The sequence below is a fragment of the Jannaschia marina genome (assembly GCF_013404595.1).
In the GTDB taxonomy this organism is placed as follows: Bacteria; Pseudomonadota; Alphaproteobacteria; order Rhodobacterales; family Rhodobacteraceae; genus Jannaschia; species Jannaschia marina.
The window spans coordinates 22,715-35,905 of the sequence record NZ_JABVAX010000009.1; the positions used below are offsets into that span (position 1 = coordinate 22,715).

General features: G+C 66.2%; 10 protein-coding genes and 2 tRNA genes. 5 read left to right on the plus strand and 7 right to left on the minus strand.

Annotated features, from left to right (window positions below; translation table 11 throughout):
* Positions 1 to 30: 30 nt before the first annotated feature.
* The 4 genes from HSX43_RS14305 to HSX43_RS14320 all read right to left on the minus strand — a co-directional run bounded on the left by HSX43_RS14305 (position 31) and on the right by HSX43_RS14320 (position 4,760).
* Positions 31 to 105: transfer RNA gene (locus HSX43_RS14305), tRNA-Gly, on the minus strand.
* Between the two features lie 135 nt (positions 106 to 240).
* Positions 241 to 315: transfer RNA gene (locus tag HSX43_RS14310), tRNA-Gly, on the minus strand.
* 122 nt (positions 316 to 437) lie between these two features.
* Positions 438 to 1,163 carry a hypothetical protein gene (locus HSX43_RS14315; RefSeq protein WP_179380832.1) on the minus strand — a complete coding sequence of 242 codons (726 nt, stop codon included), beginning with the start codon at positions 1,161 to 1,163 and terminating at the stop codon, positions 438 to 440.
* Positions 1,164 to 1,319: 156 nt separating this feature from the next.
* Entirely contained in the window at positions 1,320 to 4,760 is a 3,441-nt protein-coding gene (locus HSX43_RS14320) for a pyruvate carboxylase (protein WP_179380833.1), read from the minus strand.
* A 166-nt stretch (positions 4,761 to 4,926) separates the two neighbouring features.
* Here HSX43_RS14320 and HSX43_RS14325 point away from each other — a divergent pair, with 166 nt between their 5' ends.
* A complete protein-coding gene (locus HSX43_RS14325; RefSeq protein WP_179380834.1) occupies positions 4,927 to 5,223 on the plus strand; it encodes a hypothetical protein in 297 nt (98 codons plus the stop codon).
* Between the two features lie 60 nt (positions 5,224 to 5,283).
* On the opposite strand, the gene HSX43_RS14330 is transcribed toward HSX43_RS14325, so the two are convergent.
* A complete protein-coding gene (locus tag HSX43_RS14330; protein WP_179380835.1) occupies positions 5,284 to 6,147 on the minus strand; it encodes a LysR family transcriptional regulator in 864 nt (287 codons plus the stop codon).
* Between the two features lie 109 nt (positions 6,148 to 6,256).
* Between HSX43_RS14330 and HSX43_RS14335 the strand changes: the two genes are divergently transcribed.
* From HSX43_RS14335 to HSX43_RS14345, 3 genes are all read left to right on the plus strand, one after another.
* On the plus strand, positions 6,257 to 7,021 hold the full coding sequence (locus tag HSX43_RS14335; RefSeq protein WP_179380836.1) for an aldo/keto reductase: 765 nt from the start codon (positions 6,257 to 6,259) through the stop codon (positions 7,019 to 7,021).
* Positions 7,022 to 7,075: 54 nt separating this feature from the next.
* A complete protein-coding gene (locus tag HSX43_RS14340; RefSeq protein ID WP_179380837.1) occupies positions 7,076 to 7,216 on the plus strand; it encodes a hypothetical protein in 141 nt (46 codons plus the stop codon).
* A gap of 82 nt (positions 7,217 to 7,298) precedes the next feature.
* Entirely contained in the window at positions 7,299 to 9,731 is a 2,433-nt protein-coding gene (locus HSX43_RS14345) for an ATP-dependent helicase (RefSeq protein WP_179380838.1), read from the plus strand.
* A 147-nt stretch (positions 9,732 to 9,878) separates the two neighbouring features.
* Here HSX43_RS14345 and HSX43_RS14350 read toward each other — a convergent pair whose 3' ends face one another.
* Both HSX43_RS14350 and HSX43_RS14355 read right to left on the minus strand, forming a co-directional pair.
* Positions 9,879 to 10,937 carry a Hint domain-containing protein gene (locus HSX43_RS14350; protein WP_179380839.1) on the minus strand — a complete coding sequence of 353 codons (1,059 nt, stop codon included), beginning with the start codon at positions 10,935 to 10,937 and terminating at the stop codon, positions 9,879 to 9,881.
* Positions 10,938 to 11,548: 611 nt separating this feature from the next.
* Entirely contained in the window at positions 11,549 to 11,770 is a 222-nt protein-coding gene (locus HSX43_RS14355) for a DUF1127 domain-containing protein (RefSeq protein WP_179380840.1), read from the minus strand.
* 222 nt (positions 11,771 to 11,992) lie between these two features.
* Here HSX43_RS14355 and HSX43_RS14360 point away from each other — a divergent pair, with 222 nt between their 5' ends.
* A complete protein-coding gene (locus tag HSX43_RS14360) occupies positions 11,993 to 13,183 on the plus strand; it encodes an MFS transporter (protein ID WP_179380841.1) in 1,191 nt (396 codons plus the stop codon).
* Positions 13,184 to 13,191: the final 8 nt, after the last annotated feature.

A 13,191-nucleotide genomic window follows, 5' to 3' on the forward strand; every position in this document is an offset into this window, starting at 1 on the left:
GTCCGGTCGAGGGCTTTTCATTGGCCGAATTGGAGCGGGCGAGGCGATTCGAACGCCCGACCCTAACCTTGGCAAGGTTATGCTCTACCCCTGAGCTACGCCCGCCCTCTTCGGTAGCGGCTATTTAGGAAATGCGCTGCGAGGCCGCAAGCGGAAAACGGGGAGCCGGAGCGGAAAAACGGCCGACTTGCAGAGGGCCGCTCGAACGGTCGCTTGGCAGGATGGCCGGGATGATCGAACTGGAGCGGGCGAGGCGATTCGAACGCCCGACCCTAACCTTGGCAAGGTTATGCTCTACCCCTGAGCTACGCCCGCGCCGGTTCGATATGGGCCACCTATGCGGCAGATATCCTGTCTGCAAGTCGAAAATCGGCCGGAGATTCGTAGATCTCCGGCCAAAGATGTCCGTGCCGCCCTTTGGCGGTCATGCAGGGCGTTCAGCCTTCTCCGGCCAGACCCGTTGCCCGGAAATTGTCGATGGCAAAGAACTCGTTGTCGGCACCAGCCGTGGCATTCGAGCCGAAGCCGATGTTCACATTGCCCAGCGGGTTGTCGGGATCGTCGTTACGCACCGTGATCGCGATGTTCGAGCGGGCATCGACATCGGTGCCGCCGCCGAGTTGCACGCCGGTGTCGATCTCGGTGTAGCGAATGATGATCCCTCGCTCTTCGAGGTTGTCGGCCGCGGTGAAGACGGGTGTGCCATTCGAGACCGTGACAGAGCCCACCGCCTGGTCGTCGACGTAGACGGTCCCGGTGTCGCCGTCGAAGTTGTCCATCGACAGCAGGTCGAATGTGAACGTCGCGCGGTCCACATCGTCGGCGATGGTAAAGTCGCGATTCACGCCCGCCTGACCACCGGTGTTCTCGATGGGACCGAGGACATTGCCGATGCCGTTGATCTCGGTGACACCTGCACCCGTCCAGCCGGCGGCGGTGTTATCGAAGCCGTTGTTGTAACTCAGGCCGTTCTCGCTGCCCGGAGCCTCGCCTTTCAGCTCCGAGTCGACCGTACTTGCAAGGGCGCGCATGCCCCATTCGATCACGTCCGTCGTTGCCAGCCCCACCGCGGTCACGGCTCCGGCAAGCACGACGTAGTCAACGGAAATCGCCCCCTTGGTATCACGGAGGAACTCCCGGATGTAGTCAAGTTCTAGACGCATGGCAGGACTCGGTACTGAGAAAATCATACCTCGTCGTATCGGGTGACTGCGTCGGCCGTTGGGTTGGTTGGCGCCTGAAATGGGGCGATATGGTCTGGAAATATATACAATTTTAGTTGTCCGCCGGGATTGTCCCGGCGGACCCTTAAAATCGCCTCAGGACAGCTCGACCAACAGATCCTTCGCGTCTATCTGCGCGCCGGGGGTCACGTGAACGGCCGCGACCGTCGCGTCCCGGTCCGCATGGAGGCCCGTCTCCATCTTCATCGCTTCGATCGTCAGCAGCAGGTCGCCCTTCTTGACGGTCGCCCCGACGGTCGCGGCGATGCTGGCCACGACGCCGGGCATCGGCGCGCCGACATGATCGGCGTTGCCCAGCTCGGCCTTCGGTCGCTTGGCTGTCGCGCCGGCGACGCGCCGGTCGGGCACGCGAATGTTGCGCGGCTGGCCGTTCAGCTCGAAGAAGACGCGGACCTCGCCGTCCTCGTTGGTTTCGCCGCGGGCGACCATGCGTATTTCGAGAGTCTTGCCGGGGTCGATCTCGGCGTGGGTCTCGTCGCCGGGCTCCATCCCGTAGAAGAACACCGGCGTCGTCAGGGCGCGCACGGGGCCGTAGGTCGCGTGGCGCTCCGCGTAGTCGGTGAAGACCTTCGGGTACATCAGGTAGCCGTTCAGATCCTCGTCGTCGATCTCCTCGCCGGTCTTGGCGGCGACCTCGGCACGGACCTTCTCCAGGTCGACGGGCTCCAGGTGCTTGCCCGGTCGGTCGGTCAGGGGCGTTTCGCCCTTCAGTGCCTTCTTCTGCAGCGCCTTGGGCCATCCGGCGGGGGGCTGGCCCAGGTTGCCCTTCATCATGTCGACGACCGAGTCGGGGAAGCTCACGTCCGTCTTCGGATCCTCGACCTGATCGACGGTCAGGCCTTGCGCAACCATCATCAGCGCCATGTCACCCACGACCTTGGAGGACGGGGTAACCTTTACGATGTCGCCGAACATCCGGTTCACGTCGGAATACATCTGCGCGACTTCGTGCCAGCGCTCCTCCAGACCCATGGAACGGGCCTGCGCCTTGAGATTGGTGAACTGACCGCCGGGCATCTCGTGCAGGTAGACCTCGGAGGAGGGGGCCTGCATGCCGCTCTCGAAGGCGAGGTACTGGGCTCGCACGGCCTCCCAATAGTCCGACATGTGGCGCACCGCCGTGGCATCGAGGCCCGGATCGCGCGCGTCGCCCTTGAGGGCCGCGAGGATCGTGCCGAAGGTCGCCTGGCTCGTGTTGCCCGAGAATGCATCCATCGCGACATCGGCCGCGTCCACGCCTGCTTCGGTCGCGGCAAGGATCGTCGCGCAGGCGATGCCTGCCGTGTCGTGCGTGTGGAAGTGGACAGGGATGCCGACCTCGTTTTTCAGTGCCTTGATGAGGACGCGCGCGGCGGCAGGCTTCAGGAGGCCCGCCATGTCCTTGAGGCCGAGGACATGGGCCCCGGCGGCCTCCAGCTCCTTCGCCATGGCGACGTAGTACTTCAGGTCGTACTTCGCGCGATCCGGGTCGAGGATATCGCCAGTATAGCAGACCGTACCTTCGCAGATGCGCCCCGCCTCGATCACCGCGTCCATCGCGACGCGCATGTTCTCGACCCAGTTGAGGCTGTCGAAGACGCGGAAGATGTCGACGCCGGTCGCTGCGGCCTGCTTCACGAAGCTCTGGACGACGTTGTCGGGATAGTTCGTGTAGCCCACGCCGTTCGACGCGCGCAGGAGCATCTGCGTGCAGATATTGGGCATGGCCGCGCGCAACTCGCGCAGGCGCTGCCAGGGGCATTCCTGCAGGAAGCGATAGGCCACGTCGAAAGTGGCACCGCCCCAGCATTCGACGCTGAAGAGCTCGGGCAGGTTCGTCGCATAGACCGGGGCCGCGCGCACCATGTCGATGGATCGCATCCGCGTCGCCAGAAGCGACTGGTGCCCATCGCGCATCGTTGTGTCGGTCAGCAGGAGCCGGTCGCGCGAAAGCATCCAGTCGGCAAGTCCCTTGGGTCCGTCGCGGTCGAGGATCTGCTTGGTGCCCTCGGGCGCATCCTCGCGCAGGGGCGCGGGGGCCTTCGGCGCGCGGATGTCGTCCGCGGGGCGCGGCCGGCCCTCGGTCTCGGGATGCCCGTTGACCGAGATGTCGGCGATATAGGTCAGGATCTTCGTCGCGCGGTCGCGGCGCGGCTTGAAGTCGAAGAGCTCCGTCGTTTCGTCGATGAACTTCGTCGTGTATTCGTTCGACAGGAAGGTCGGATGCTTGAGCAGGTTTTCCACGAAGGCGATGTTCGTGCTGACGCCCCGGATGCGGAACTCCCGCAGGGCCCGGTCCATCCGCTTGATCGCCGCTTCGGGCGTCGGGGCCCAGGCGGTCACCTTGGTCAGCAGGCTGTCGTAGTAGCGGGTGATGACCGCGCCGGAATAGGCCGTGCCCTCATCGAGGCGCAGGCCCATGCCGGTGGCGGCGCGATAGGTGGTGATGCGTCCGTAGTCCGGGATGAAGTTATTGGTCGGGTCCTCGGTCGTCACGCGCGTCTGGAGCGCGTGCCCGTCGAGCTTGACGTCGTATTGCGACGCCACGCCGGTCGCTTCGGTCAGGGACTTGCCCTCCGCGATCAGGATCTGGGCGCGCACGATGTCGATGCCCGTCACCTCCTCGGTGACGGTATGCTCGACCTGCACGCGGGGGTTCACCTCGATGAAGTAGAACTCGCCCGAGTCCATATCCATCAGGAACTCGACCGTGCCCGCGCATTCGTAATCGACATGCTCGCAGATCTTCTTGCCGAGCGCGCAGAGCTGCTCACGCTGAGTGCCGGAGAGGTAGGGAGCCGGGGCGCGCTCCACGACCTTCTGGTTCCGGCGCTGGACGGAGCAGTCGCGCTCGTAGAGGTGATAGGTGTTGCCGTGGGTGTCGCCGAGGATCTGCACCTCGACGTGGCGGGCGCGCTGGATCATCTTCTCGAGATAGCCCTCGCCATTACCGAAGGCCGCCTCGGCCTCGCGCCGGCCTTCGAGCACCTTCTCCTCCAGTTCGTCCTCGGAGAAGATGGGCCGCATTCCCCGGCCGCCGCCGCCCCAGCTGGCCTTGAGCATGAGCGGGTAGCCCACCTCGGCGGCCTGCTTGCGGATCAGGTCCATGTCGTCGCCCAGTACATCCGTGGCGGGCACCACGGGCACGCCGGCCTCCATCGCCACCTGGCGGGCACTGGCCTTGTCGCCGAGCTTGCGCATGGTCTCGGCTTTCGGCCCGATGAAGGTGATGCCGTTCGCGGTGCATGCGTCGACGAACTCGGGGTTCTCGGAGAGCAGGCCATAGCCGGGATGGATCGCATCGGCCCCGCTGGCCTTGGCCACGCGGATGATCTCCTCGATCGACAGATAGGCCGCGACGGGTCCGAGCCCCTCGCCGATGCGATAGGCCTCGTCCGCCTTGAAGCGGTGCAGACCCAGCTTGTCCTCCTCCGCGTAGACGGCGACCGTCTTCTTCCCCATCTCGTTGGCGGCGCGCATCACCCGGATGGCGATTTCCCCGCGGTTGGCGATAAGGATTTTCTTGAAGTCGGCCATGTGTATCCCCCGGCAGGCTTGTCGATGACGGTTTCGTAACGACTTCGCCGCGGCGCGGCAACTGCGGGGCACTGGGTAGCCGGGGAAGCCCTGTCCCCGCCGGCCCGGAACCGATGCCGCTCGAATCCGTTCAAATACACAATCTGCAAACACTGGAGAGAGATTCATGAAGACGATCGTCACGACCCTTGCCGCAACGCTGCTCGCCGTCACGCCGGCCTTCGCCGAGATGGAGGACTACGATTCCGACGGCGACGCGATGCTCAACGACGCGGAGTTCGGTGAAGCCGAGGGCGGCAAGCGCTTCATCGACTACGACACCGACGGCAGCGGTGACGTGTCCGAGGAAGAATTCGCCGCGGGCGAGTTCAACCGCTACGACCGCGACGGCGACGGTGGCGTGAACGACGAGGAATACGCCCGCTTCGAAGAAGACGGCGACGACGGCGAAGAGGAAGACTGATCCGGCACACCTTGTTCCGGGCTAACGGGGCGGGGTCGCGGGGGCGACTCCGCCCCTTTTTCAATCGGCTCCGGCCTGGTCGAGCACACGCGCGGTCATATGCGTCGCGACCGCGTCCATCAGGGCCGACAGCCTGCGGCTCCGACCTTCCGGGGCATGGGCCAGATGTACGGGAAGGGCGGTGGCCGTGCCTCCGAGCCGGCGAAGGCGACCCTCGGCCAGATCGTCCCGAAGGTACCATTCGGGCGCGATCGCCACGCCCAGTCCCGCGCGCAGGGCCTCGGACACGACGGCGATCGAGTTCGTGTTGAGGACCGGCTCGACCTCGAAGGATCCCTCGGCGAGTTCGATCCGCCGCCCCTCGTAGGGGCCGAGCGTGATCCACGGGCAATGCTTCAGTTCCCGCCCCATGAAATCCGGGTGACCGAGCACCGATCTCCTGACTGTCCCGAGCCGGCGCTGCACCAATCGGTCGTCTGGCACCGCGCCCACACGGATCCAGAGATCCGCCCCCACTTCAGCCAGCCGGATTTCCGCATCCGTCAGCTGCCAGTTCACCGACACGCCCGGATGCGCGGTGCGAAAGTCTGTCAAAACGGAGATCAGTTCGGTCTGACCGAGCGCCACGGGTGCGACGACATGCAAGGGGCCGCGCAGGTCGTCGGTGGCGCGCAGGGCGTCCGAGAGGTCGTCCCACCCGGCCACGAGCGACCGCGCCTTCGGCAGAAGCATCCGGCCCGCTTCGGTTGGGGTCACGGCATGGGTCGTGCGGTGAAAGAGGCGGGTGCCGAGTTCCGCCTCGAGCGCGGCGACGGCCCGCGTCACCGACGGCTGCGACGTGCCGAGATCGGCCGCCGCGGCGGTCAGGCTGCCACGTTCCGCGACGCGGAGGAACGTTGTCAGGGCGAGGAGGCGGTCGGGCATGTCTATTCGGAAATCGCATAACAGTAGAACACATCATGCCAATACCATTGAAGCGATCGAGCTGCCACCTTCTCCCACAGCGAAACGAACCTCAGATCGGAGACACGACATGCAGACCTTCACATTTTCCGACGGCCGCTCGATCAACCGTCTCGGCATGGGCGTCATGCGCCTGACCGGGCAACCCGGCAACTTCGGTCCCTACCCGGATTGGGAGGCGGGCCTCGCGCTCCTGAGACAGGCGGCCGACAATGGCGTACAGCTTTTCGACAGCGCCCGCGCCTATGGCCCTGAGCACGCGGACCGCATCCTTGGCGAGGCGCTTGGCGACCGGGATGACGTGTTCCTCGCGACCAAGGGCGGCATCGACAAGTTCGGCCCCTCCGAGATGAAGCGCGACGCTTCGCCCGAGCGTCTGACGGCACAGATCGAGGACGCGCGCCGCAATCTGCGCCGCGACACCATCGACCTCTTCCAGTTGCACTGGGTCGACCCCGCCGTGCCGTTGGAGCGCAGCGTGGAAGCCCTCGAGGCCGCGCGGCAAAAGGGGCACATCGTGCATATCGGCCTCTCGAACGTGACCGCGGAGGAGTTGGACCGGGCCCGGGATGTGGCCCCGATCGCCGCGGTGCAAAACCGGCTCAACATGGGTGACCGCGACAACCTTGCCATGGTCGAAAAGACCCGCGCCCTCGGCATCGCCTTCCTACCCTACGGCCCTCTCGGTGCGAACCCGATGAAACAGGGGGCAACGCTCGACACCCGCAAGGCGCTCCGCTGGCTTCTCGACCTCGCGCCGAACGTCATCGCGATTCCCGGCACGACGAACCCCGCGCATCTGCGCGCCAACCTGCGGGTCGGAGCCACCGCCTGAACGGAACCGCGCCGCCCGGCGGCGCGTTCCTTTCCATCCCCAAGGAGATGCCCGATGTTCCTGCCCAAGACCTTTATCGCTGCGCTCGTCACCGGACTGCTCTCGAGCGCGCCGCTTCTCGCCGACGGCCACAAGCCCGGGTGCAATGGCCTCGATCCCGCTACCCAATCCACCAACAGCGCCTGCGAGGACTGACCGGGCGAACACCGGAGCGGGACGCTGAACGAAGGGGGAACGCCCGCTTTCCAATTCGCCCTCCGCGCAGTAGTCTCGGCCCATGATGGATTTCGACGATTCCGACGCCATGGAAGCGGCGAGCCTGTCGGCCCGCGCCATGGCCGCACGGCCCGCGCCCTACCTCGAGGGGCTGAACGACGCGCAGCTTCGGGCCGTCCACACGCTCGATGGTCCGGTGCTGATGCTCGCCGGGGCGGGCACCGGCAAGACGCGGGCGCTGACGGCCCGAATTGCGCATCTGATGTCGCAGGGAAAGGCGCGTCCGAACGAAATCCTGGCCGTCACCTTCACCAACAAGGCGGCGCGGGAAATGCGCGAACGCGTCGGTGCCATGATGGGCGAGGTGGCCGAAGGAATGCCTTGGCTCGGCACCTTCCACTCGATCTGCGTGAAGCTCCTGCGCCGGCACGCCGAACTTGTCGGCCGCACGGTGACCGACCCGCTCCTCGAGGGCGGTTCCCGCGATCTGCACCTGAAGTCAAACTTCACGATCCTCGATACGGACGATCAGATCCGCCTCCTGAAGCAGCTGATCCTCGCCGCCGGGATCGACGACAAGAAATGGCCGCCACGGATGCTGGCCGGCATTCTCGACCATTGGAAAAACCGTGCTTGGACGCCCGAAACCGTGCCCGCATCAGAGGCGCAGGCCTTCGACGGCAAGGGCGTCGGGCTCTACCGCGCGTACCAGGATCGGCTCCTGACGCTGAACGCGGTCGATTTCGGCGACCTCCTTCTGCATGTCATCGGCATTTTCCAGGCGAATGACGACGTGCTCGACAAGTATCGTCGCTGGTTCCGCTATATCCTCGTCGACGAGTACCAGGACACCAACGTCGCCCAGTACCTCTGGCTCCGGCTACTGGCGGGCGGGCATCGCAACATCTGCTGCGTGGGCGACGACGACCAGTCGATCTACGGCTGGCGCGGGGCCGAGGTCGGCAACATCCTGCGTTTCGAGAAGGATTTCGACGGGGCCGAGATCATCCGGCTTGAGCAGAACTACCGCTCCACCCCGCATATCCTCGCCGCCGCCTCGGCCGTCATCGCCGGGAACAAGGGCCGCCTCGGCAAGACGCTCTGGACCGAGGCAGAGGAGGGCGAGAAGGTCCGCCTGATCGGCCATTGGGACGGCGACGAGGAGGCGCGCTGGATCGGGGAAGAGGCGGAGTCGATGCAGCGCGGAACCCGTGGACTCGCCCCCGCAAGCCTCGACGACATGGCCATTCTCGTGCGCGCCGCCCATCAGATGCGTGCCTTCGAGGACCGGTTCCTGACAATCGGCCTGCCCTACCGCGTGATCGGTGGACCGCGCTTCTACGAGCGGATGGAGATCCGCGACGCCATGGCCTACTTCCGCGTGACCGTCAGCCCCGACGACGACCTTGCGTTCGAGCGGATCGTGAACACGCCGAAGCGCGGCCTGGGCGAGAAGGCGCAACAGACCATTCAACGCATGGCCCGCTCGAACGGCGTATCGCTTCTGGAAGGTGCGAAACTCTGCGTGCGCACGAAGACCATCGGTGGCAAGGGCGGTGCGGCGCTGAAGGAGCTTTGCGACGGCTTCGACCGTTGGCGGGGCGAGCTGCTGGACGGACGCGATCATATCCACCTCGCGGAGGAGATCCTCGACGAGTCGGGTTACACGACCTTCTGGCAGAACGAGAAGACGCCCGAGGCCCCGGGCCGGCTCGAAAACCTCAAGGAACTGGTGAAGGCGCTCGAAGGCTTCGAGAACCTGCAGGGCTTCCTCGAACATATCTCGCTCATCATGGACAACGATCAGGCCGGAGAGGCGGAGCCGCAGATCACGCTGATGACGCTTCACGGGGCGAAGGGCCTCGAGTTCCCGGTCGTCTTCCTGCCGGGGTGGGAGGACGGCCTCTTCCCGTCGCAGCGCAGCATGGACGAGAGCGGGGTGAAGGGGCTCGAGGAAGAGCGGCGGCTGGCCTACGTCGGGATCACCCGGGCCGAGCAGGTCTGCACCATCTCTTTCGCCGCCAATCGCCGGGTCTATGGCCAGTGGCAGTCGGCGTTGCCGTCGCGCTTCATCGACGAGTTGCCCGCCGATCATGTCGAGGTGCTGACGCCCCCGGGGCTCTATGGCGGAGGCTTCGGCGCGACCGGGATGGCTGCCGCACAGCACAGCGCCATGGGCGGCGGGGTCACGTCGGACATGCCGGAACGGGCCGCCCGCGCAGACGTCTACAACTCGCCGGGCTGGAAACGCCTGCAGTCCAAGTCCAGTCGTCCGATGATGCAGCCGGTGGAAGCCAAGAACCTGACCATCGACGCCACCGCCGTCTCGGCCTTTGCGGAGGGAGAGCGCGTCTTCCATCAGAAGTTCGGCTACGGCGCAGTAAAGGCGATCGAGGGCGACAAGCTCGAAGTGGCCTTCGAGAAGGCCGGCACGAAGAAGATCGTCGCACGCTTCCTCGTTCCGGCGGCCGAGGCGGGCGAGGTGCCGTTCTGAGGCAGGTGCTCGATCGGCGTGCCATCGCGGTAGGATTTGTGCGGTGAGAGCGCGATCGTAGAGGCGTTGCGTCCCTCTGTGCCGTGAACCGTCATGGTCGTGCCCGGCCCGACCATCTTTCGCGGGCGGCGGTTACCTCGGGCCGGCCTAAAGCATCGCCTCCATTGTCCTGGCCTCGCGCACAGTCAGCAGGGCCCGCGCCGGACGCTGGAACTGCGGCTCGGGCAGCGCCAGCTCGGGGAAGAGCGCGAAGATCTCTTCCCGCGTCGCCGTGTCGACGGCTCCGAGGCTATAGCTGTCGGGCCGGAAACTCTCGGTCGGGATGTCGTTCGAGTAGACGATCTCGTGGTGGTCGAACATCAGATGCACATAGGTCACCTCGCCCCCCGACACGCGCTGTATATCCGTGTCATTCACCAGACCCACCGCCGGTGCCAGAACTTCGGGGCCGCCGAAGAGAAGCTCCGCGCGCCAGCCGGTGATAAGGATGCGGTGCTGGGGCGATACAGTCAGATCGCGCGTCGTGCCGAGCGCGCCGGCCGCGAACCGCACCGGGGCGAAGCGTCCTGTCGCCGGAACCGTCGTCTGTCCCACCCACCGCAGGGGCTGCGCACCGTGGTCGTAGGTCGTCACGAAATCCCCGGCTGCCAGTGTCTCGACCGGGACGTCGCCCGCCATCGTTCGGATCAGCGTACCCGCGGCGAAGCACGGAACGAAGTTGCCTGGCTGTCGGTCGGCGGTGAGGTTCGTGTTGTTGTTCGCAACGCTGTCGAGCCGGATCGACTGCAGGGGCTGCGCGTTCAGGGCGGTGTTGTCGGCATTCGCGCTGATCTCGGGCGCGAGGAAGACGCGCCCGTCGGGCAGCTGGAACGTGACGGCCGTGATCGTGGCCGTGGTGCCGTCGGTGTAGGTGATCGTCGCATTATAGACGACGGCGGAATCGAGTTGCGACGTCTCCGTCGGGCCGCCGCCCGGCGGCCGGATCGTCGCCGTCTCCGCCTGTGCCGGGGTGTTGTCCCGGTCCCAGATGTTGTCGCCGTCGGTGTCGTTTACCGTAAATTGGTGAAAGCCGTCGCCGTCGGCCAGCGGATCCGCAGCGCTGCCGGCCGTTGCCCCGGCGAACGAGCGTTCGGTCGCCAGGGTGGATTCATCGGTATCGAGGTCGGGTCCGCTGCCCAGAAGGATCGCGTTCCAAGTGAGCGGCATGGGAAAACCTCCGCATCGGATTCAAATGTATTTTAAGGATGGGGCGGTATTCATCAAATACAAATAAAACTATGCATCACCGCGGCTTCTGGAAAAGGGCTCGGCGTCCGAACTTTCGGGTCGGCGGCAATATGCCGACGCAGTGATGCATTTGGGCATCTGTTGGCCGACAGGCCGATACTGCCGTCTCAGGTCCGGAATTCGCTTTTCGTGCAGCAGCTTGCGCAAGGAACGAAAAAGCCGCGATGCCCAAGGGAGGAGGGACACCGCGGCTTCTTGCATGGGGCGTGGTCCAAGGGAGGAGGGACCGCGCCACTTCGACGAAACCTCAAGGGAGGAGGGAGGCGTCGTCGAATTCTGTCATCGAACACACGCGGTACGCGATCGGTTCCATGTCGTTTCGTGGAAGGCTCCGGTGATGCCCAAAGGGAGGAGGGCACCACCGGTTCCTTCGCAAGGTCCGTCCCCCAAGGGAGGAGAGGGGTTCGGACCGCTCCGGCCCAAGGGAGGAGGGGCCGGAAAAGCTGCGACGACGGATCAAGGGAGGAGGAGATCGCCGTCGCATGTTCCCTTGCCGCAAAGGGAGGAGGAAGCGGCAAGGGTGTTCCTGATCAGACGCCGTAGGCGGCTTCGAGCGCGACGCCGTGGATCATCGAGCGCGAGAGGCCGAGATCGGCCAGGTCACGGTTCGACAGCGCCGAGAGTTCGTTGATCGTGCGGCGGTAGACGCGCCACTTGGCGTAGTCCGCACGGGCGGTTTCGATGCGGGCCGCGATCCGGTCGCGGAGGGAGATGGAGGCGGCGGCCGAATTGCCGTAGGTGGTGTAAGCCATGATGCTTTCCTCTTGTCTGAGGCATGTCTTGCCTCGTCTGCGCTCCGACCCCATTGCCGGGCAGCGCGTCGTTTCGTTGAGATTGAAATGGACCCGATGCCGCGCTTGCACAATCCACAGTTCGATCAATGCCGCTATGCAGCATTTGCATGGCGGGAGTGCCGTGTCGCGGCACTCGCCTTTCGGTAACCCGATGCCGGTCGGCGGTCGGGCGAGGGCCACATGAGCGCATTGTCACACCAGGGCTTCCGCGCCTACTTTCTCGCCGCGATTCCGCTCGTGCAGGCGCTCTGGGCGCAGCGCGTGACCATCGGCTGGCTGGCCTGGGACGTGACGGGGTCGGCCGCTTTCGTGGGCTTCGTCGCCGCGCTCGGCCTTGCGCCCGCGATCGCCGCGGGTCCGGTCTTCGGTGTTCTCGTGGACAGGGCCGACATCCGCCAGGCGCTTCGGCTGACCTCGGGTTCGATGTGCGCGCTCCTCGTGCTGGCCGCGCTGCTGGCCGGTGGGCCGGGGCTTGGGCCGTGGGGCCTTGCGCTCATCGCCCTCGGTATCGGGCTCATCACCGCGGCGCATCATCCGGTGCGCATGTCGCTCGGACCGCGTCTCGTCCCGCGGGCGGATGTACCGAACGTCGTCGCGCTCTCGGCGCTCAACTTCAATCTCGGCCGCATGATCGGGCCGCTGCTCACCGGTGTCGCCATCGCGGCCTTCGGGCCGGTCGTCACGCTCTGGCTCTCGGCGGCGCTCTACCTGCCGATGCTCGTCGCGGTGCGCTGGATGCACCCGCGCGACCTCGGGGCCCGCCCGCCGACGACGGTGCTCGGCGGGCTGGGCGAGGCGCTGTCCTATCTCGCCCGTGCGCCGGTGGCGCGCCAGGCGCTCCTGCTGACCTTCGCGATCGCCGTCTTCGTGCGGGGCTACCTCGAGCTTCTGCCGGTGATGGCCGAGGGCGTGCACGGCCGCGGGGCCGAGGGGCTGGGCCTTCTGACGGCGGCGGCGGGCGGAGGGGCCCTCGTCGCGGCGCTTGCCAAGACCGCCGGCGTGGGACAGGGCGGCATCTCGCGCGGGACGCGGGCGACGCTGGTTCTGGGCGTCCTCGGGCTCACCGCGCTCGGCCTCTCGGCGAGCTGGGCTGCGGCGCTCGGCTGGACGGCCCTTGCGGGCTTCGCCTCGACCTTCTGCGGCGTGAGCCTGCAGGCGGCGGTGCAGGAGGATCTGCCCGACGCGCTGCGCGGGCGGGTCATGTCGCTCTGGGTCGTCGTCGGCATCGGCGCGGTCGCCCTCGGCTCGGGCGGACTCGGCTGGTTCGCGCAGGGCTTCGGGCTGATGCCGGTGCTGACCTGGGCCGGTGTCGCTGGCGGTGCGGCCGCGTGTCTCCTGGCCTTGTCATCGCCGCGCCGGACGGCCACCTAGCGGGGAGA

Coding starts and splice junctions, on each gene's coding strand:
- HSX43_RS14315 (WP_179380832.1), bottom strand. CDS start 1,163: ATGCGTCTAGAACTTGACTACATCCGGGAGTTCCTCCGTGATACCAAG.
- HSX43_RS14320 (WP_179380833.1), bottom strand. CDS start 4,760: ATGGCCGACTTCAAGAAAATCCTTATCGCCAACCGCGGGGAAATCGCC.
- HSX43_RS14325 (WP_179380834.1), top strand. CDS start 4,927: ATGAAGACGATCGTCACGACCCTTGCCGCAACGCTGCTCGCCGTCACG.
- HSX43_RS14330 (WP_179380835.1), bottom strand. CDS start 6,147: ATGCCCGACCGCCTCCTCGCCCTGACAACGTTCCTCCGCGTCGCGGAA.
- HSX43_RS14335 (WP_179380836.1), top strand. CDS start 6,257: ATGCAGACCTTCACATTTTCCGACGGCCGCTCGATCAACCGTCTCGGC.
- HSX43_RS14340 (WP_179380837.1), top strand. CDS start 7,076: ATGTTCCTGCCCAAGACCTTTATCGCTGCGCTCGTCACCGGACTGCTC.
- HSX43_RS14345 (WP_179380838.1), top strand. CDS start 7,299: ATGATGGATTTCGACGATTCCGACGCCATGGAAGCGGCGAGCCTGTCG.
- HSX43_RS14350 (WP_179380839.1), bottom strand. CDS start 10,937: ATGCCGCTCACTTGGAACGCGATCCTTCTGGGCAGCGGACCCGACCTC.
- HSX43_RS14355 (WP_179380840.1), bottom strand. CDS start 11,770: ATGGCTTACACCACCTACGGCAATTCGGCCGCCGCCTCCATCTCCCTC.
- HSX43_RS14360 (WP_179380841.1), top strand. CDS start 11,993: ATGAGCGCATTGTCACACCAGGGCTTCCGCGCCTACTTTCTCGCCGCG.